This is a genomic window from Paenibacillus sp. PAMC 26794, assembly GCF_000316035.1.
Classification (GTDB): Bacteria; Bacillota; Bacilli; order Paenibacillales; family Paenibacillaceae; genus Paenibacillus.
In genome coordinates this window covers 158,426-180,147 of record NZ_ANHX01000002.1, presented here as the reverse complement: position 1 = coordinate 180,147, position 21,722 = coordinate 158,426, and the positions used below count along the sequence as shown (strand labels likewise).

The following is a 21,722-nucleotide window of genomic DNA, read 5'->3' as shown; positions in this document are numbered from 1 at the left end:
CCCCTACATCTTTTGAAGGTTGATGATTGCTTCATCCAGATCTATTGCTCCACGTTCGATCTCATCGAACAGATTCTCAAGATCTGTATCCCGTTCCTCTTCGAAAGTTTCCTTTTGAGGAGACTGGTGAGTCTTCTGCTTTTCTGTGGTGCTCATATAAGTAGTTAGTCTGGAGATACTTGGATATTCAAACAGATCGGTCAGTATGAGTTTTCCAGGGTAAGTTTTGTCCAATTTCAAGAAAATCTGCTTAATCATAATAGAGTCTGCACCGAGTTCGAAAAAGCTGTCATGTACATTCATCTCTTTAATGCCTAAATATTGTCCGACTATATTCGCAATAGTCCGGTCCATCTCCACGGAAGATTCCAATTCAAGTTCATACTCTTCCGTTGCGCTCTGAACAGTAGAAATGGATTCCTTCTTCATTGATGTTTGCTTTGTCCTCTCCGGTATTCTCATCCATTTTTGTAACCTTTGTCCGATGTTGGCACCAAGATGAAAGTGGTAGTTATTCAAAATGTTTAAATAGGGTGAATTCCAGTTCATTTCCCCCACCAGTAGACGGTCGGTCTGTTTTCCCATTATTTCGAACAATCGATCCAATGCCCACTCTTTGGGCATCGCTTTGAATAAGGTGTCAAAATCAAACCCGGCTCTGGAAGCCATGCCTACCTCTTTCCAGGTAGTCCAATTCAGCGTTATCGTACGCATCCCTTTGCGGTTCCGCATCGGGGCATAGGCATCCTGATATGCATTCGCGGCGGCATATGCAGCCTGTCCAGTAGAACCAAATAACGTAGCGACGGACGAGAACATGACTAGAAAATCCGGCTGATCTTCGGCTGTTAGCTGATCCAGCAGATGAGTCCCCTTCACTTTCGGAGCCAGCATTGCCGTAAATTCTTCCTCGGTCATCTGGTCAGCATGTTGTGTACTCCCAACGCCTGCTGCATGGATGATGCCACGTATACAACCAAATCGACTTCTTAATTGTTCAATGGCATGACTTAACTGATCCGCATCGGCAACATCAGCTCCAAGATACATCATCTGTCCGGCCCGTTTCTCCATATCAAGCAACCGGAGAAGCTTACTTTTTAGATCTGGTGAAGTATTTTTCGCATTTAGAATGATGTCCCAATTGTGACGTTTGGGCAGTGGCGTTCTTGCAATTAAAGCCAGATTCATGCGTCCTAATGACAGTAAGCGTTCAGCAATCTCCATCCCCAGACCACCAAGTCCACCTGTAATAATGTATACGCCGTCTTCTTTCCACTTCATCTCAGCATCAGGCATGGAACAGACATCAGCAGGTGCGAATTCAGCTTGATATGCTTGTCCTTTTCTAATCGCCAAAGACTTCTTCTCCAACGGCCCCAAAATGTAACGCATATACTGAGAGGTATCCCAATCTTGGTCAACATCTATACAGAAGCATTCGAGATTCTGAATCTCACGCTGTACCGTATGTCCGAAAGCCAGCATCGCCGAATTCTCCGGATACAGAACTTTCTCGTCACCCGTCACTTCATTAGCAAAGCTTGTCACCAAAATCATCTCAACCTGCTCTGCAAAGATGTGTGAGCATGCCTTGGTAAGTCTCCATACAGACATAAGACCTTTGTCCAGCCTGTTTTCCTTATTTTCTACATGGTCAAGTGATGCTATATGCACGATCCGATAGGGACCTCCAAAGGACACTTCCTGCAAAAGTTTGATATAATCACTCTCGTTATTTCGAATTACATATGTCTGTGCATCCTGTTGAAGGTAAGATGTTCCCAATATAACTTCGATAACTGCTACTCCAGCTTCACGAATTTGGTTCACCAACTGGGTTGCATGTAGCTGTGTATCATCTCGTATTAATAAAACACGTTCAACATTATGGATGCTGGATGAGTTAGTCTTGCCGATCTCGCTCCAAGGCTTCCATGACAATGAATAATACATCGCTTCTTCCTCAGTCTGTAACGAATTATCGGGATGAGTATCGATCCAGCACTTACTCTCCTCAAATGAATATGCGGGCAAGCTCAACTTGTTATAGGTCACATCTGGATAGATTCTTGACCAATTGATCTGAGCTCCGCCTTGATAATGTGTGCATAACTCCTCTAGCACGGTTGCTCTATCGCATCCTTCGATATGCCAGTTCGAGATAAGTTCTTCCGTAGTGAATAACTGATTCCTTTTCCTGAATGTATCTTGTTCATATTTACCGGTCTTGGGTTCTGCAAGAAAGTCGTATAAATGATGCAGCAATTGATCCAACGAATTGATCACCCACACCGCTCGGTGTGCATGATGCTGTCTTCCAGTAGCTGCTGTGCAGCATACATCCCTCACATCGGCCTTCGGGTTCTCTTTGATCCACTTCACATATGATTGCACCTGACTGGAGAGATTTCCGGATGATACGCTGGAGATCAAAAAGGGATAATGGTCATCGCGCCCCAATTCCACTGATATGTTTGGAGCTTCTTCCAGTACAACATGACAATTGGTGCCGCTTAACCCAAATGAACTAACTCCACATCTTCGAGGAGTGGCCGCTCCTTCCCACTCTCTTGAAATGACATTGACATAGACTGGTGATTTGTCAAATTCAAATTTTGGGTTTGGCTTATTAAAATGAAGTGTAGAGGGAATACGTTTGGATCTGAGTGCCATAATCGCCTTCAGCAGACCCGCTAATCCTGCACTGTCGTACAAATGGCCCACATTGGACTTAACCGATCCTATCGCACAAAATTGTTTTTTGTCCGTAAATCTGCGAAAAGCCGATTGGATACCTTCCAGTTCAATCGGGTCCCCAATGAGCGTACCTGTTCCATGTGCTTCCAGGTAGGAAAGACTCTCTGGATGAATTCCAGCATCACGCCAAGCATGCGTCAGTACTTTTTCATGAGCTACCGCATTGGGCGTTGTGATCCCTGCCGAATACCCATTCTGATTCACAGCTGTGCCTTTTATGACTGCATACACATGATCATGATCCCGCAATGCCTGTTCCACAGGTTTAAGTACAACACTTACTACCCCCTCACCCATTCCTGACCCATCCGCATCTTCATCAAAGGTTCTTGTTGTCCCATCACTGGATTCAATACCGATTTTGTAATACTCTTTATCCAGTGGAATCATATTCAGCCTGATCCCTCCAGCGATAGCCATATCACAACTTCCTTCACGTAACGCACGTACTGCCATATCCAGAGCAACCAGCGAAGAGGAACATGCTGTATCTACAACCATAGCCGGCCCCGTCAGATTAAGTAGATAAGCAATTCTTGCAGGAATGATGGACGAAAGATTACCTACGGTGGCGATTGGTAACATGTCCGGACTTAATTCCTCGACCATCTGTTTGTACTTGTAACCTTCTTGATCTCCGATTACACCCACGTACACCCCTGTTGAACTTCCGGCCAAACGGTCACCACCATAACCTGCATCCTCAACCGCACGCCATACCGTTTGCAAAAACAATCGTTGGACCGGACTCATCAGCTTGGCTTCCTGTGCACTCATACGGAAGAAGGAATAATCAAATTCATCGATTTCGTCCAGATAAGCTCCGTTCAAATAACGTACATGCTCCAATGAACCTTGCTTGTGAAGCAAGTATTGATCCAACTGGCCCTTTCGATGATTGGGCAATTCCCGTATGCAATCAATTCCATAATCAAGCATCTTCCAAAATTCATCCAGCGACTCTCCGGTCGGCAACTTCGCACCGATACCTATAACAGCTATATCATGTCTATTATCCGTTGTTATATCCAGTTCAGTAGTAGTGTCCGGGTCATCTTCTTCTTCCCATTGCTCTCTGTCGAACAATTGATCAAGCATGGCCGTCCCCCTATGAAATTTCATTTCAATTCCGGTTGTACCAATAGTTGAAGTCCTCTCACATAATTGGCAATAAGACGTTTCACACGGCTCTGTTTTAATTTACGTCCATTAAAACGACAATTGCACTGCAGAATATCACCTTCGTCCGACACCAGGATAATCAGATCGTAATAGTTCAGTACATCGTCCGATGCCTTGAACAGATGCTGTTCACCATATAAAGGAATAATTGCCCACTCCGTGCTGCTTGTTCTGATCTGGCTCATCTGCTCGACGGGAAACACTCGATCCGAAGGCTTGGTTATGATCTGTTGATGAACATTTTGAAAGAGCTCTTTCATTGTCTTGTATTGATCGAAATCCAATCGTACAGGTGTGATCATTCTCGCTGTACCATAGGATACGTGCATATCAATAGAGGGTTGTTCTGACAAAGTGTGTAGCAAGTAAGCATACATAGCTGATGCCAACACATGAATACTGATCGCTTCAGATTGTGCAATCAGTCGCATATCCTGTACCAATGAAGCTGGGAGAGTAAATTGATACGACAAGGCTTCGTAACCTCGATCCGTATGGAAAAAGCTCCGATCCATCCGTACAGGCTCCAGTTCCACTCTGTCTTGTCTGATCAGATTCGCCCATGAGACAATAGAGGTATGTGAATACAAGCTGGAAATTGCCATTTTGTCTGGAAATGCATCATCGATTGCCTGATGAATCTGCGTTACTTTTAGCGAATCGAATCCAGCTTCAGCCAAGTTGTCCGTTACTCCGACATTCCTAAGTCCCGCTACGGACTCAACAATCTCAATCAGCTTTTGTTCGATATGATCACTGGCTGGTTGTACTTCTTTGATCTCCTGCATATGGCTTAATATGCTCTGAATGGATTGTTCCATTTCACTAAATTCTCCTGTTTCGTACCGTTCCTGAAGCCTGTAACGTTGAAATTTCCCACTCGTCGTTTTAGGAATTTGCTTAATGGGTAGCACGGACTTGAGTTCAATCCCCATCCGCTGCTGAATATGTGCTTTGGCTTCTCCAACTCTTGGAATAAAAGATGGCAAGTCCTTTTTATACAGTACAAACATTATAACGCTTTCCGATCCTGTAAGTGGATTGGAGACACCACATACAGCGACTTTCCCCAGATCAAACTGCTCCAGTTCCTCCGTTACACGTTCAATATCATGCGGATATACGTTTTGACCATTGATGAAGATAATGTCCTTGGTTCTGCCCGTAATGACTATTGCGCCATCATTCATAAATCCAATATCTCCAGTACGAATCCATCCATCGGCTGTACTTGCTTTTTCCGTAGCTGCCGCATTGTTGTAATAACCGCTCGTAACACTCAATCCTTTAATTTGAATACTGCCCAGCACCAATTCCTCGACCGGCTTATCATAATCATCACATATTCGTACATCACAGTATTGAACCGGCTTGCCTACTTCCACAAAAGAAACAGCATGTTCTGAGCCTGGTTCAACTTCTATGAATGGTTTCCCGGTCTCCAAATATCTTCTGTCCAGTACATAACAAGTCAAATCACCGACGTTACCAAAGGAAACACCAACGGTTGCCTCGGCCAAGCCGTACGCCGTCAGCATTGTATTGGAAGCCAGTCCATACGGACTCATCGCCTCCAAAAATTTGAAACAAAGTGCCGGAGATATCGGCTCAGCACCGTTCATAATAAAACGTACCGTAGACAAATCGGTTGATGCAAAGGTTAGGGGATTATATGAATCCAGAAAATATTTATAAGCAAAATTCGGAGCATATAGTTGGGTGACACGGTGTTCAGAAGTTTTGGTTAACCATAATGTAGGGTGACGGATGAATAAGGAAGTCGGCATAATAAACTGTTGCAGACCTTGGAAGGTACTTGTAAGATGAAACGCAATCAGACCCATATCATGGGTCAGGGGTAACCAACTCAAAGAACGGTCATTAGAGGAGATTTGGGTTGCTATATTCATAGCTTGTATATTTATCATGACATTGCGGTGTGTAATTACTACACCCTTGGTTTGTCCTGTAGAACCTGAAGAAAATTGGATAAAGGCTATGTCATCCGGCTGGATGCTAGCTTCAATTCCCTCAACAATAGGTTCCTCTCGTACGTTCGAGATGTCCTTTACTATAAAGATTCGGGCATGCATTTCACGGACAACCTCTTCCAGTCCATTCTTCCGGGCAAACTTGTCCAAGCTTTCCGTGAGATCCTGATCAGCAGCAATAAACGGATGGTTCAACGTTCTCCACACATTGTAAAGCTTCATTCTTTGCTCCTGATTTCCGCCTACGGTTATCGGAACCGGTACGATTTTTCCAAGCGTGCAAGCCCAAAAGGTGACAATAAACTCTTCTTCAGAGTTCAGTTGGAAGATCAATTCATTCCCCGGCTGCATCCCGAATGCTTGAAGTTCTCCTAATCGGATTTTGGCTGATTGCAGAAGGGATTGGTATGATACAACCTTTTCTTCTTTGCTGCCATTCAGAAAAGTAATACCTCTGTCTGTGAGTGAACCAAGGGAGTTAAATAATTGAGCCAAGTTATCCATGCTCATAACTGGAACACACTCCTTGTCAACTAGATTACGTAAGGTTGCAGCTTTTCATTTATAATTCTCGTTGTTTCCTGAATATTTTCCTGGATATAGAAGTGTCCTCCATCCAATTTGACAATGTCACATTGTGAACCAGCGTACTTTTTCCATCCGATCAGATCGCTAGATTTCACTCGGGTATCGCTTCTGCCAGTTAACACGGTAATATCACTCTGAACCTTGAAAGGTTTAGGCTGAAAACGATAGAGTTCGACAATCCTGAAATCGGCTCTAAGTACAGGGGCAAATAACGAAAAGAGCTCTTTATTGGTAAAGACCTCATCCGACGTTCCACCCATGTTCTGAATCGTCTCTCTGAACTCTTCGTCTGGCAATGCATGAATATTCTCATCCTTGAAAATATGTGGTGCACGATTGCCTGAAAGCATCATATGTTCAGGCAATTGTTTCGTTGACTGTGCAAGTCGGTAATATAGTTCGAGCGCCATCCAGCTTCCCATGCTATGTCCGAAAATAGCATAAGGTCCATGAATTAGCGAGGAAACCGCAGGGTAGATATCTTCAATCGCTTCTTCAAAGCTTTCATAGAATGGTTCCCCCACTCGAGCGCCTCTTCCTTTTAATTCGATCGGTATTACGTCAATAAAAGGGCTTAAAGATGATTTCCAGCGATGAAAAATCATGGCTGATCCACCTGCATGAGGCAAACAAAAAAGTTGAATTTTCTTCATTAGCCCTATCATTCCTCGTATTCTTATTTTTATCGTAATTTATCATTTTACGTAAAAAAATACAATATTTTCTGTGCTATTGAATACATTATGTAGATTGAATAGATAGGGGCAAATCTCCCTTGTTGCTTCTGAATTGATTGCGATGATCGGTCGGACTTTTGCCTACTTTTTTCTTGTACATTGCACTAAATTGTGTACTAGAACTGTACCCTAGCTTCGTCGTAATTTCAGAGATTGGAAGATCCGTCTTGGTTACGTACTCCTGTGCCTTATCCACCCGAATCTGCTGAAGGTACTTCAGTGGCGAAACATTGAAAACCTTAGAAAACAGATTACACAGATACACTGGATTATAGCCAACCATATCCGCCAGAAATTGCAGAGTAATTGGCTTCTCATAATTGTTTTGGATATATTTGCATATCATGACCAAGTTCCGTTTGACCGAGTCCTCCCGATCCGTTTCCGGTCGCATCAAATTAGTCAGATTCGTCTGATAGTAACTGGAGTACACTTCAAGAAAATCTCTTTCAGCTATTTCGATGTCCTCTCTACTCTCTACCGTTCGGTTCAACAGACTTACAGCAAGATCATAGTGTTTACTACCATTCTCACTTAATATGTGACAGCTTGGCAGTCGCTCAAGCAGATCCGATCCAAAAATAACACCTCTCATTTTCAGAACAGGTTTATCGTAATTTTGCAGTTTTATTTTATTTGCCAGCAGCACAGCCCCTGCCTTAACCTGCACCGTTTTGCTAAACACACTGATTTCCAATGCATCCATAACCTCAAATATGGCAATCTGTCTTCTGAGAGACAAGTCAAATAGATGTTTTTTTTCACGGACGACCATATCATAAGAAACAACAGAACGTAGTTGGAAATCCATTATCGTTAACCTCCTGATTGTTTTTCGGACGGTTTTGACAAGTACTGTGCTATACATTCATTCCTAATCATGATCTAAGTTGTGTTGAATTTTTTAAGCTGATTACGAATGTAATCCAATAAATCTTTTTTTTCCTCAGGTGGTATCCATTCTGTTAGTCTGGCTGCAGCAATGGGAAGTACCCATCGATGTATCTCGCGAATATCCATGCCCGAGAGAGACAAGTAATACTCGATATACGCTTTACTCATCCTGCTTTTGATTATCTTCAGCAGAACTTTCATCATCAATGGAGTGCCTTTTGGCAAATTTCCGTATTTTAATAACACTAGCGTCCTTGCCACATCTGCTGCTGGACAGCCCGATGCGCCTGTCATCCAGTCTATGATCCAGGATTCTTTGCCTGTAATCACATTATTGGGATGGAAATCCCCATGGCATAGAGATCTGCCTTCCGGCAAACCATGTACATAGTCCATAATCTGTTGCTTCTCAATGTCCGATAGATCACTTGCGTTTGATATATTCTTCTCTAATACAGTCTTATGCTTTTGTTGAATCTGTTCACCCGATTGCTGGTGTATTTGATGATGAAGTTCTGCCATCTGTCTTGCTCTGCGCTCAATGGACCATGGTTTAATAATCATCTCTTCCAAAAGTGTCCTTCCACTGGCCAACTCAAATATGATACCTTTACGATTATTGATCGTCACCATATCGATTGTTTGTGGGCATTTAACTCCAAGTTCCAAAACGATTCGAGTATTATCAAACTCATGCTGAATCGCTTCCGCAGAGAAATCTTCTCTGAAAAGTTTCAAAATTGAAGTTTCACCATGTCTGAATATTTCCGCTGTCTGTCCCTGCCCAATCCGTTTCAATCCTAATCAACTCCGTATCTTTCCTAAATCAATTATGGTAAAACATCAAAGAACCTAATGATCAAGCCCTTTTTTCATAGCATAATGAATGATCCTGCCTAATGCAAAAAAAGGGCTCTTCCTTAGGTCCTGCAATACAAAATCTAAACGTTTCGATTCGCGCTATCCTTAACTTTTTCTGCTTTATTTGAACGTCTCATTTCACGGCGGTGTGTTACAACCTCCTGTGTTGCGATTAAAATCTCATGCATTTGAGTCGTGCCTTCGATAATTTCATTGATCCGGGCATCCCGATAATATCTCTCTACGGGATAGTCTCGATGGCAACCATTGGCACCATGAATCTGCACCGCATCACTAGCAACTTTATTCACCATGGTTGAAGCAAAGTATTTGGCAGTCCAAGTTTCCATAATGCTCTCTGGATCACCCACATCTCTTAAATATCCTGCTCTGTAACACAGCATCCGTGCCGCTTTCATATTCACTGACATTTCAGTGATCATTTTTTGTATCATTTGATTCTCGCGTATAGCTCTTCCGAATTGGATTCTGGAATTGGCATAATGTACCGATGCATCCAGACATGCCCTGGCTAAACCGACACAGCCACAAGCGATCGTGTATCTTCCATAATCCAGACAAGGTAAAGCAACATGTGATAACCCTGTACCGACTTGACCCAGGAGGTTTTCCTTCGGAATACGACAAGAATCCATTTTCAGTTCAGCAATCATCGATGCTCTCGCTCCAAGCAACCCGCTCATAGGTTCAACGCTGAACCCAATGGAATCTCTCTCCACGATAAACGCTGTCGGCTTGTTCTCACATTGGGCAAGAATCAAAAATACGTCTGCAAGCTGCCCCATGGTAATCCATTTTTTATGACCGTTAAGTATGTATTCGTCTCCGTCTAATACGGCCGTTGTTTCAATGCTTTTGGCATCGCTTCCAACACTCGGTTCTGTCAATCCGAATGAACCCAAAGTTGTTCCCGTAGCTAATGCAGGCAACCAGTATTGTCTTTGTTGCTCCGTTCCCCAACGCAAGATCGCTAAACCCACCATCCCCTGAACGGTTAACAAACTTCTAACAGAGGAGCAACCACGTCCAACCTCTTCGTTAAGAATCCCGATAGTGATATTGTCCAGTTCCATCCCGCCATATTCTTTTGGCAACATGGAGCCCAGATAACCAGCCTCCGTTATTTTCGCAAGGAGTTCCGGATGAATTCGTTCTTCGCTGTCATTTAAACTAGCATATGGAATAATCTCGCTGTCTACAAAATCCTTGAATTGTTCCTGCCACATCAATTGCTCCGCATTCAGTTCAACTTTCATCACATATCACTCCTGATTTTGAGGTTATAAGTCCAATAAACGGAACTCGATGCTGTGATTGTCTGATATGAGCTTGTGTCGTCATTTTCCCTTTATGACTGATTGGGAATCTCATAATTGATGCACTTACGCAAACTGTCTTTCAGATGTTGCAATGTTGTGAAGTTCTCCAATTCAAGATACTCATCGTCCATCTCAATATTGAATTCGTTCTCCAAGGCAATGATCAGTTTGATAAATGAAATGGAGTTTAATCCAAGAACTCTTAAATCCTCATCTAACGCACTTACATCCAGCTTTTGTTCAGAAAACATTTCCACGACCTGATAGAAGTGAATATCAAACTGATCATAAGCCACAGGATATTCTTGCAAAAAAGGTTCCTCCTCCATGTGAGACATGTAATCTTTGAAAACCATTTTTGTAGCACCATTTCTGTGATCAGAATCTGTTCGAACGTTTGCCTAAGAGTATAGGAATCGGAACAAAAAAAGTCCTACATTTTGTAAATATTCCATATATTCTCTGACTTCGATACTATCATAATCTTCCTGAGTCAAGCAATCACTATTGCCATGTATTCACAAATATTTAATAGGTTTCCACCATCAAGATGATATCCCTATCTTGCGACAAGGATTCATTCTCTCAAAGGTGCTTTGACATAAATACATCGACCTCATCTTCACTGTCCAATATAAATCCAAATCGTTCATACAATCGCCGAGCAGGGCTTCCCTGCAAAACATTTAAAATAATCCGTTTCCCCTGAACTTCATCCTGTTCCAGTAGCATGTTCAGTACCTGAGTTCCTATTCTCTGGCCTTGATAATCGGGATGTATGTAGAAATGTTCCAATAGATATGCCTCAGACTTGGGCTTCAATGCTACACAACCCACCATTGATCCCTCAAGTTCAATAATCTGTGTCTGGGCAGGATTGAATGTATTCCGGAAACGTTCACGCACCTTCACATCATCGTACCTTCCCAGCCTGGTTAGATCATCGTGCAGTACCAAGGCTCGCAAATCAGCGAGTTGCTCTTGGTCTGCCTGTACAGCTTGACGCATTGTTATTGGGTTCATTTGTTGAATTCCTTTCCAGTGGAGACACGTTAATTTTTGAATGTCTTATCGCACGATAGGGATAGGACACTAAAAATCATACCTTTGGCAGCTCACTTGAGCAACATCGGATTTTAGAACGTACTATATTTTTCAAACATATTAAACTCCGCAAAAAATAAAAAAACCAAAAAGGACGGTGCAGTCTTGCTTATACAAATAAGCGAACCCGCAGCCATCCCCTCTGGGATGTAGATTATTATAGAAAACTAGGAAACATGTGAAGCTTGTGCTGCTTGTTGCAATGCTTCCAGACCCAATGCTAGCGCACCACACAGGCCTGCATGCTGGCCCAATCCGGGCTGCACAATATATTGGTCGATATGTTGCGTGATTGGGGCTGCATTTACATAACCATTGAGATTCCGCACTACCTGCTCCCGGATCATAGGAAACAGATGATCTTGCTGCATCACACCACCGCCCAAGATGATCTTCTGCGGCGAATGAAGCAAGATGGCCGTAGTAATCGACTCCGCAATGTAAAAGGATTCGATCTCCCACGCCGGATGATCTGCCGGTAGTTCACTGCCAGGGATCTGCCAGCGAGCTTCAATGGCTGGACCTGCTGCCATTCCCTCCAGGCAATCACCATGATATGGGCATAATCCGGCAAAGTGATCGTCTGGATGGCGTCTTGTGCGAATATGTCCACCCTCGGGATGTAACAATCCGTGTACTCGTTGGCCCCCTGCCACAAGTCCGACACCAACGCCTGTACCAATCGTGTAATATACACAGTTGTCCAGTCCTTGCGCCGCTCCCCACGTCGCTTCACCGAGCGCGGCAGCATTCACATCCGTATCCCATCCAAAAGGAACTGGAAATTCATGCTTCAAGGTTCCAACCACATTACAGTTTCCCCACCCAGGCTTAGGTGTGGTCGTAATATAACCATAGGTGGGACTATCCGGTTGCAGATCAATCGGACCAAAGGAGCCGATCCCCATGGCTTCCACATCTTTATTCCTGAAATAGTCGATCACCTTGGCAAGAGTGGTCTCCGGATGTTCTGTTGGAAAGCTGATCCGATCTTCAATCTGCCCATGCTCATTACCTACACCACATACAAACTTCGTTCCGCCCGCTTCTATGGCTCCAATACGCATCGTTCTGGGCTCCTTTCCTTCATTACAATTAACCTTTAGCCTTGGTTGGTGATATCTCATAGATATGAAGTGAAGAGAAGACCAGATCTGTATTTTCTGCATGAGTAGAGATGCCTTGGCAATCCGCATCAGGATAGATCAGATCCGTAATAACGGCCTGACCATCATTTGCAAATACCTCCACAGATGAATGATCTACAAAGATACGCAAACTTTGATTTCCATTCACTTCTTTTAACTCAGCTGTATGACGGCTCAGGAAAAGTTCATGAAAATTGCCGATGCCCGATCGACTACGATCAACGTACACTTCACTTCGGATCGAGTCTACACCAACGACCGTCTCGTGATCTGCGCCGCTTCTTAGCGCAAAATGGAACGACTGATTCGGAGCCCACTCTGCATGGATCTCATAGTTCACTAGTTGCAAAGCGTTCAACTGCTCACTCACTTGCTGAATCGAAGCATCCTGTAAGGACAATACTGGCGTACGGGCTTGCTCAAGTTCACGTGCAGGACGTTGAATCAATATAACTTCTCCCGCTCTTGTCTCCAGTGTCAACTCCCGGGCAATGGTCATTGCTCCACGGTAATTATTGGTTGGCGTCTGGTTGGCATACATCCAGTTGCTCATCCAGCCGATAATGAGGCGTCTGCCATCTTCCTCAGGAACGTCAGACCAACTAACTCCTGCGTAGTTATCCCGACCATAATCAATCCAGCGAACCGTATGGGATGCCTCGTCTGGGACAAATGTAGTTCCATCAAAATCTCCGGTAAAATATTGTGTTCTGGAACCTTCAATAAAAGCAGGATCTGCACCGATGCTAACGAGCATCACCCATTTCTCCTGCCCTGAATCTCCATCCACTGCAAGCGGGAACAGGTCGGGGCATTCCCACACACCATCGTGTGAACCAATCCCCGCGCCAAATTCACTTCCTAGCGTCCAATCCTTCAGATTGGGAGAACGATACAGACATACCGTTTGACCACAAGCGATAATCATAATCCACTCTTTGGATTGCTCATGCCAGAACACTTTGGGATCACGGAAATCAACAAAGGACTCATGCTTTAATACCGGATTACCCTCGTACTTAGTCCAGGTTCTGCCGCTGTCTTCGCTATACGCCAAACTCTGGGTTTGTACGGCATCTTGGTTTTTAACTTCAAGATGATGGGTGAAAATAGCAACCAATCCTGGCTCACCCTCAAAGAATCCGGTCGTATTATTCCAATCCACTACGGCGCTTCCCGAGAATATAGTGCCATTCTCATCGGGGAGTAAGGCTATCGGAAGTTCCTCCCAGGAAATCAGGTCCCTGCTCACTGCATGGCCCCAATGCATGGGGCCCCATGTGGTTCCATGTGGGTGATGCTGATAGAACAAGTGATACTCCCCATTGAAAAACACCATGCCGTTTGGGTCGTTCATCCACTTCTCTTTCGGTGAAAAATGGTATTCATTTCTGTAATCTTGTTTAAGAATTGTCGACATTATGGTTTCTCCTCCGTACTTTTCTTTATTTGTTATTACGGTCATATCCCGCTTGTTTAATCTGTAGCCATTCTTGCAATCCAAGGCGATCCAGCTCTTTCAAGTAAGCATCCCATTCCTGATCTATTTTCCCGTTTTGATACCATTCTGTACGCAGACGTAACACGTAGGCGAAGAGATCGGTCTCAATCGTGGACAATCGATCCAGTTCATCAATGGAGAAGAACACACTTGGATATACGTTCTCCGCTTTCATATGCGGAACCATAACCTTGTCGAGAAGTTCCATCCGCCAAGCCGCATCTTCCGGTTTGGTTGTGTATTTGTCATAATAACTGTCGAGAATGGCCAATGGTCCTGCGATACTGGTTTTTTGTCTGAGTTCCACAGGTGCAGATCCTTCCAGTGGAAGATGCTTCAGCATGCCTTTGGCTTCATCGAATTCAAAAATATTTTGCTGACTCTCGTCTCCATAGGTACCCCAGTTGTTCTGCACAGATTGGAGCGGATCGTACAGTTGGTCTACCCACTTCGCTGTGGATTCCAGGTTTTTATTGCTGCTGGTAATGACCATGCGACCACGATCAAGCCCAATCCCGTTTGTTCTTGTGACATTGACCTCTCCGTTAGGCCCGGCAACCGGAGGCAGAACATCATACGTATCATTCATGCCTGTAATGTTAGCCTTATCCCATGTGAAGTACATGCCGTACTTATTATCCTTGCCTTTCGCAAGATACGTGTTCCAATCCTGCTGGTACGATTCGACATCCACGAGACCTTCCTGAACCAACTCATGAATGTATTTAACCGCTTCCTTGTAGCCTTCATCAGCTGCCGTGAAGACCACTTTCCCATCATTGGTTACCACGGTATGATCCCAGTTCTCTCCGAGTCCAAATGCTGCAAAGAGAAATGTCAGATCTTCTCCGCCCGGTTTGTTAATGAAAGATAACGGAATTTCGTCGGCCTTACCATTGCCGTTTGGATCTTGAGTTTTGAACGCGATCAATACTTCTTTCAGTTCTTCGGTTGTCGTTGGCATCTTCAGTCCAAGCTTGTTCAACCATTCCACATTAATCCAGGGCAAGTTATCCACTGCCTGAATCCGTTGTTTGCCACTTCCGAGTTCTTCAATCCATGGGAATGAATAAATATGTCCGTCTGGAGCCGTGATCATGCTCTTGTATTCGGGAGCTTCCTCCAGCACCTTTTTCAGATTGGGCATGTGTTGTTCAATCATGTCCTCAAGTGGAATGATCGCCCCGTCCTTCGCCAGTTTCAGGAGATCATAGTCCCCGTAACCTGCATCAAAAATGGCATCCGGCAAATCACCGCTGGCAACCGCCAGATTTCTTTTTTCTGCAAACACATCACTCGTATAGTTCTTCCAGTTGATATGCACATTGGTTTTCTCTTCGAGTCGCTTGTTAATCAGCTTGTCGTTCGGATCAGCGGGAGCCAGCGGAGAGCTCTGTGTTATAAAATTCAATGTCACCTTGCCATCAGGGGATTGCGCCTCACTTGCCGCGCCTCCTCCACCTCCGCCACAGGCGGTTAGAAAGAGCATTGCAGATAACATGGAAATGGATGCCGTTGTAACGGCTTTTCTGGACTTGTTCACTTTTTTCATAATAATGACCTCCATGAGTTGGATTGGATCAACTTACTGTATCGCAGGCTGTTCACTATTTGAGGGAACCGACCATGACACCTTTTTCGAAATACTTCTGGAAGAACGGGTACATGATGATGAGTGGCAGACTCGAAATGACAATCGCTGAGTATTTAATCATCTCGGAGAGCCGTTTCAGTTCTGCCATCGCGAGCTGATCACTGATCATGCCCGGTGCAGCCTGATTCTGAATCAAAATGGAACGCAGAACGAGCTGTAACGGATGCAGGTTCGGATTATCGAGATAGATCATTGCATCAAAATAGGAATTCCATTGCCCAACGAACGCATAGAGTGCGAGTACAAAAATGATCGGTTTCGACAACGGAATGACGATCTGAAAGAAAATTTTCATCTCAGAGGCGCCATCCACGTTTGCAGCTTCTTTCAGTTCTCGAGGAACTCCTTTGAAAAAGGTTCTGGAGAGAATGATGTTCCAGACGTTAACGGCTCCAGGAATGATGATCGCCCACACCGTATCCAGCATGCCGAGATTACGTATGAGTAGATAAGTAGGGATTAATCCCCCGCCGAAGAACATGGTAATGATAAAGATAATCATGAAAAATCCACGTCCCGCGAGCATATCATCCGACAATGCATAACCTGCAAATATGGATACGGTCACGGTGATCAATGCAAAGGAAACCGAGTACAATACCGCATTTGCAAACCCCCGGATCATGGCTGGATTGGACAAAATCATCTGATATCCGTCCAGACTCCAGTCCGATACATTAAAGGACAGTCCACGATTCAGTAACACCGTGGGGTCCATGAATGAGGCGATAACAATATAAATCAGGGGAACAACCACAACCAGTACAGCACAGGTGAGAAAGATGGCATTGAGTGTGAGGATCAATCGATCCATTCCCGTGTGTTTAACAACCATGGATAATACTCCTTTCCTAATAGAGGCCTTCGCCTTCATTCAATTTCTTCACAATCAGATTCACCGTCACCAGCAAAATCACATTGATAACAGAGTTGAACAATCCAACTGCCGCAGAATAAGCGTAATCTCCAGACTGTAGCCCCACCTTGTAGACATACGTGGCAATAATCTCGGAGGAAGGCAGGTTCATGGACGTCTGCATCAGATAGGCCTTCTCAAATCCAATGGACATAATCCCGCCAGCTGCAAGGATAAAGACGATGGCCATAATCGGACGAATCGTTGGAAGGTCAATGTGGCGAATACGCTGAAGGAGATTGGCTCCATCCAGATTAGCCGCATTGTGAAGCTCCGGATCAACATTGGCCAAAGCCGCGACGTATATAATGGAAGCCCAGCCCGCTCCGGTCCAGATATCGGACAAAATGTAGATCCAGCGGAAATATTCCGGTTCAGACATAAACATGATTGGCTGACCTGTAATCCATGTGGCTAATTGATTAATTGGCCCTGTCGGTGAGAGGAAGATGAACAGCATACCCACCACAACAACAACCGAGATGAAATTGGGTGCGTACAGAAACAATTGAATATTTTTCTTGATCCCAGCTTTGCGTACCTGATTCAGCATGAGTGCCAGTAAAATAGGGACCGGGAAACTGAATATCAATCCCAAAAAGCTGAGTTTAAGCGTATTCATTAAAATGATATCGAAATTGGGTGAAGCTATAAATTTCTCAAAATGCTTCAGTCCTACCCAATCACTACCCATGATGCCTTTGATCGGACTGAAATCCTTAAACGCAATGATGGCTCCGTACATCGGAATGTACTTGAAGATAAGAGTCAAAATTAAGGCTGGTGCCAGCAACATATATAAAAAGTAATTTTTTTTGAGCTGCTGCAACTTATGACCGCTTGTCGTCCTCACTTTCAGTACCCTTCCTCCGCCCTTTTTGCTGTCGGCTATGTTATCCAACACGATACCCCCGTTCATTCTAGAAGTTGACAATTGTTTTCAGTAAGGGCTTTCAATATTTACAATCGCCTATTTAATAATTTACAATTTATCAGGTTTCAACGGATTTAGTCAATACGTTTTGTAAAAAAAATTTGTGCATTTGATCATTTTATCTTTGCATTAATGTAACTAAAGAGGATTAAATTTGTATATATACAGCACCGAATCGTTAATATCCGCATAGATATTCCTATATCATTACTGTAATAAATCATCATTGTTACACTAGTTAACAAAACTTCTGGAACAATTATGAAAATAGAATTCATCTATTTAAATGTAAATATAATTGTGCATTTGTAAAACAGAGATTGCTATTTGTCCCGTTCTATTATACATTTGACTTAGAGAAGAATATGGATGACTATTGATGATTAGAGGTGAAGCATTAGATGGCAAAGGAAAAAGTCACGATACAAGACATCGCTGATGCTTTGGGGATCTCCAGGAATACGGCTTCCAAAGCATTAAACGATAGCGGAAACATCCCGGATGAGACCCGAAATCGTGTAATTAAAAAAGCAATTGAACTTAAATATAAACAGTTTGCCTATATGGACAATGAGCATGTTCTAACCAAGGCTCCGGGCAATATCGCCCTTTTAACTGAAAACCTGCCTAATACATCTCACTTTGGTTCGTTGTTAATCAGTGGTTTGGAGAAAAGAATCAGTGCGGAGGGATACAATCTCTCGATTCATATCGTGCGTGAAGACGATCAAGATACACTTACACTTCCCAACAATTTTGATATAGCCAAAGTAGACGGCATCATTTGCATTGAATTATTTGATCTGGAATATACACAGCTGATTACCGATTTGGGTATTCCCACCATCTTTATCGATTGCGCTTCCAACATATGTTATCCCGAATTCCAAGCAGACTTGCTACTCATGGAGAATGAACATAGCATCTATCAGTTAACCACAAAATTAATTGAGAGCGGCTACACAAGTATTGGATTCGTCGGAGATTACAATCACTGCAAGAGCTTTAATGAACGATGGGTTGGATATCAGCGTGCTATGTTGGAGGCGGGGTTGCAGGTCGACCTGTCCCATTGCATCGTAGATAATGATCGCCTGTGTTTCTCCAAGCCAGGATGGTTGAACCAGCGAGTGGCAGAGCTTGCCTCCCTACCTTCCGCTTACGTATGCGCTAATGACTTTATAGCAGTTGATCTGATCAGGGCGTTAAAAGATAGAAATGTCGCTGTGCCACAGGATATTGCGATATGCGGATTCGATAATGCACCCCAATCTCGAATTATTGAGCCTGCATTAACGACGGTTCATATTTATAGCAATGAGATGGGCATTAAGACTGCGGAGATGCTGTTATCCCGGATTAATAGCCCGACACAGCCGTATCAGATCTCCCACATTGTGACCAAACCCATCATCAGGGAGTCCACACCAGCAATCATGGCTGATCATTCTCAGATGGTTCATAGTTCTGCAAAATAAAAAAAACGTATGTCTCACGAGTAACAACTCGTGAAGCATACGTTTTTTTGTGGTTTCGATTTGGCTGGATGAAAACTCTATCCTATCCATCGGGGCCTAGATAAAAATCATCTCGCGATTAGCTCTCTTTCAAAATGCCTTTTACAAGTCCGATAAAGGTTGTTTTCACTTGCGCAGCCACTTCAATAACTTCATCATGACTTAACGGCTGATCCAGAATACCACAGGCCATGTTGGTCAGACAGGAAATACCTAGTACCTTCATACCGCCATGAATGGCAACAATAGCTTCAGGTACCGTGGACATACCCACTGCATCCGCACCCATCGTACGAATCATGCGAATCTCCGCTGGTGTCTCATATGCCGGGCCACTCCACCATGCATAGACACCTTGCTGCAGGCCAACATTCTGCTCTTCTGCAACCTTAAGGGCAATGCTGCGCAGTTCGCGATTGTATACCTGCGATACGTCTGGGAAGCGTACACCCAGTTCAGCATTATTTGGCCCCATCAACGGGTTATTGCCTACCAGGTTAATATGATCTGTAATGAGCATCAGTTGACCCGGCTCAAAGCTTGTGTTGATGGCTCCGCAGGCATTGGTGATAAGCAATTGCTCGACACCCAGCGCCTTCATGATCCGAACGGGAAAAGTCACTTCGTCCAATGTAAAACCTTCATAATAATGAAGGCGGCCTTTCATCGCTACAACCGTTTTGCCCATGAGTTCACCAATAACCAATTCATTGGCATGGCCGATAGCCTCCGATTGAGCGAAATACGGAATATCTGTATACGGGATAACGGTCGCATTTTCAATCTCGTCCGCGAGCGCTCCCAGTCCCGAACCCAGAATCATGCCTACGGCAGGTTTGGTATGGATTCGGTTTAATATGTAATCTCTTGCTTCCTGAATATGTGCGGATTGATGCATAATGATATCCTCCTGATGATCTGAATTGATTTAACGAAAACTGAGTTAATGAGGTGTTACTCATCAAGTGTAATGAACAATGGTCATGATGTAAATGGAAGCTGTTCTATATACAATAAAAAAACGACCCTATGCTCCAGAATCGTTTAAAAACATGGACATACCCTATTCCAATGTATATTTGTTTCGACTTTTCATGTAATCGATTGTCATAATCAGCAACAGCATGAATGTAGCAAACATCAGCGGTTTAGCAAAAGTACCTTCTTCAAAGATATAATAGGCAGCGACCAAGTTTCCTGCAAATATTAACAGGTAATTGCGGGTGCGATCCATCTTCTCAACTCATTTCGGAAAAGAATATTGTTCGAGATTGCCTTTCTTTTACCCTATCATGAACTTCCATAAAAATCCATATACTTACACACATACAAGCGTAGTGTTCAATCACGAACGAGATAACCGTACTGTACAATCTATATTGAGTACAGCAAAAAATCGGCCACATCGTGACCGATTCTCTCCACTTCCCTGATGTTCAGGACATAGGGTTAATGATACGCCAAAATGATTCCTTTGGCTGCAACTGCTGATCAAAAACAAAGGGCCAATTTTTGCGTCCGCGTACCGGGAAATGGTCTAACCAGGTATAATTGTCCGCTACTCCCCAGAACGTCACAGAGGTAATGGATGATTTATACTCACGGAACAAATTAAAGATTTCTTCATATCGACGCTCCTGTAGCTCAGCCATCTCTGAAGTTGGCGCGGTGAGGTCCGTTCGACGATCCTCATGACGAAACACGGACATATCCAGCTCCGTAACATGCAACTGCACATCCAGTGAAGCATAACGCTCAATAGCCATTCGGATCTCCTCAATCGAAGGACCATGAATATTCCAATGCCCCTGTAACCCAATCCCGTGTACAGGCGCTCCCTTGTCCAGCAAAGAACGAACCAGATTGTAGATTTTCTCCCGTTTGACCGGATCCGTCTCATTGTAGTCATTATAGAAAAGAAGGGCATTTGGATCAGCTTCATGAGCCATATTGAACGCTTGTAGCAAATAGTCTTCTCCCAATAACTCTAGCCACTTCGTGTCCCGCATGAACAGGTCGGTCTTATCTTCAACAGCTTCATTGACGACATCCCACGCATATATTTGCCCCTTATACCGACCTACTACCGTATCAATATGTTGCTTCAAGCGAGATAATACCAGCTCTCTGGAAGCGGGAGCACCTGAGGTATCCTCAAAGACCCATTTCGATGTTTGATTATGCCAGACCAAAGTATGTCCGCGAACCCCAATCCCTTGGGCAACAGCAAAATCAACAATTTTATCCGCCGCCTCAAATGTATAACGATCCTCTTCCGGGTGAATTTCTTCAAATTTCATCTGATTTTCAGCCGTGATACTATTGAAGTGTTTGGCGATGAAATCCCCTTCGGACTGCAACATTCTGGTATGTACAGCAGCACCTATTTTGAACGTATTAGCGTACGCAGCATGTAGTGATGGAATTTCGGTTGGCATTTACAATTCCTCCCTGCCATTTTTTATCCATCATATCGTTTGTTGAATACGCTTACAATGAACAAATTATACTTCTTCCCCCTCATATTTAACTATTTATGATCCTCGGCCCTGTTCGCACAACAAAAAACACCTCCACGTATGTTCCACTGCTCAT

General features: G+C 43.8%; 17 protein-coding genes. 1 reads left to right on the top strand and 16 read right to left on the bottom strand.

What is annotated here, in order from left to right; all coding sequences use genetic code 11:
* Window positions 1–3: 3 nt before the first annotated feature.
* The 13 genes from D829_RS32260 to D829_RS0100825 form a co-directional block, all read right to left on the bottom strand.
* On the bottom strand, window positions 4–3,858 hold the full coding sequence (locus D829_RS32260) for an SDR family NAD(P)-dependent oxidoreductase (protein WP_017686943.1): 3,855 nt from the start codon (window positions 3,856–3,858) through the stop codon (window positions 4–6).
* Window positions 3,859–3,878: 20 nt separating this feature from the next.
* A complete protein-coding gene (locus tag D829_RS30145; RefSeq protein ID WP_017686942.1) occupies window positions 3,879–6,443 on the bottom strand; it encodes a non-ribosomal peptide synthetase in 2,565 nt (854 codons plus the stop codon).
* Window positions 6,444–6,466: 23 nt separating this feature from the next.
* Window positions 6,467–7,174 (bottom strand): thioesterase, encoded by a 708-nt coding sequence (locus D829_RS0100875; RefSeq protein ID WP_167483659.1) that lies wholly within the window; start codon window positions 7,172–7,174, stop codon window positions 6,467–6,469.
* 88 nt (window positions 7,175–7,262) lie between these two features.
* Window positions 7,263–8,069 carry an AraC family transcriptional regulator gene (locus D829_RS0100870; protein WP_017686940.1) on the bottom strand — a complete coding sequence of 269 codons (807 nt, stop codon included), beginning with the start codon at window positions 8,067–8,069 and terminating at the stop codon, window positions 7,263–7,265.
* A gap of 74 nt (window positions 8,070–8,143) precedes the next feature.
* A complete protein-coding gene (locus D829_RS0100865; protein WP_017686939.1) occupies window positions 8,144–8,950 on the bottom strand; it encodes an aminoglycoside phosphotransferase family protein in 807 nt (268 codons plus the stop codon).
* Between the two features lie 143 nt (window positions 8,951–9,093).
* A complete protein-coding gene (locus D829_RS0100860) occupies window positions 9,094–10,290 on the bottom strand; it encodes an acyl-CoA dehydrogenase family protein (protein WP_017686938.1) in 1,197 nt (398 codons plus the stop codon).
* A gap of 92 nt (window positions 10,291–10,382) precedes the next feature.
* Complete coding sequence (locus tag D829_RS30140; protein ID WP_017686937.1) at window positions 10,383–10,664, bottom strand: phosphopantetheine-binding protein; 282 nt, start codon at window positions 10,662–10,664, stop codon at window positions 10,383–10,385.
* 274 nt (window positions 10,665–10,938) lie between these two features.
* Window positions 10,939–11,376 (bottom strand): GNAT family N-acetyltransferase, encoded by a 438-nt coding sequence (locus D829_RS0100850; RefSeq protein WP_017686936.1) that lies wholly within the window; start codon window positions 11,374–11,376, stop codon window positions 10,939–10,941.
* Between the two features lie 248 nt (window positions 11,377–11,624).
* Complete coding sequence (locus tag D829_RS0100845) at window positions 11,625–12,524, bottom strand: ROK family protein (RefSeq protein WP_017686935.1); 900 nt, start codon at window positions 12,522–12,524, stop codon at window positions 11,625–11,627.
* A 28-nt stretch (window positions 12,525–12,552) separates the two neighbouring features.
* The gene (locus D829_RS0100840) at window positions 12,553–14,025 is read right to left on the bottom strand and encodes a glycoside hydrolase family 32 protein (RefSeq protein ID WP_017686934.1); all 1,473 of its coding nucleotides are present in this window, start codon (window positions 14,023–14,025) and stop codon (window positions 12,553–12,555) included.
* Window positions 14,026–14,050: 25 nt separating this feature from the next.
* The gene (locus D829_RS0100835) at window positions 14,051–15,658 is read right to left on the bottom strand and encodes an ABC transporter substrate-binding protein (RefSeq protein ID WP_017686933.1); all 1,608 of its coding nucleotides are present in this window, start codon (window positions 15,656–15,658) and stop codon (window positions 14,051–14,053) included.
* 55 nt (window positions 15,659–15,713) lie between these two features.
* Window positions 15,714–16,595, bottom strand: a complete 882-nt coding sequence (locus tag D829_RS0100830) for a carbohydrate ABC transporter permease (RefSeq protein ID WP_017686932.1) — start codon at window positions 16,593–16,595, stop codon at window positions 15,714–15,716.
* A 16-nt stretch (window positions 16,596–16,611) separates the two neighbouring features.
* A complete protein-coding gene (locus tag D829_RS0100825; RefSeq protein WP_223200008.1) occupies window positions 16,612–17,472 on the bottom strand; it encodes an ABC transporter permease subunit in 861 nt (286 codons plus the stop codon).
* 539 nt (window positions 17,473–18,011) lie between these two features.
* On the opposite strand from D829_RS0100825, the gene D829_RS0100820 reads away from it, so the two are divergent.
* Entirely contained in the window at window positions 18,012–19,088 is a 1,077-nt protein-coding gene (locus D829_RS0100820) for a LacI family DNA-binding transcriptional regulator (protein ID WP_017686930.1), read from the top strand.
* Between the two features lie 118 nt (window positions 19,089–19,206).
* On the opposite strand, the gene D829_RS0100815 is transcribed toward D829_RS0100820, so the two are convergent.
* From D829_RS0100815 to D829_RS0100805, 3 genes are all read right to left on the bottom strand, one after another.
* Complete coding sequence (locus D829_RS0100815) at window positions 19,207–20,025, bottom strand: purine-nucleoside phosphorylase (RefSeq protein ID WP_017686929.1); 819 nt, start codon at window positions 20,023–20,025, stop codon at window positions 19,207–19,209.
* A 165-nt stretch (window positions 20,026–20,190) separates the two neighbouring features.
* Window positions 20,191–20,361, bottom strand: coding sequence for a hypothetical protein (locus D829_RS33595; RefSeq protein WP_017686928.1), 171 nt, complete (start codon window positions 20,359–20,361; stop codon window positions 20,191–20,193).
* A gap of 202 nt (window positions 20,362–20,563) precedes the next feature.
* Window positions 20,564–21,565, bottom strand: coding sequence for an endo-1,4-beta-xylanase (locus tag D829_RS0100805; protein ID WP_017686927.1), 1,002 nt, complete (start codon window positions 21,563–21,565; stop codon window positions 20,564–20,566).
* Between the last annotated feature and the right edge of the window lie 157 nt (window positions 21,566–21,722).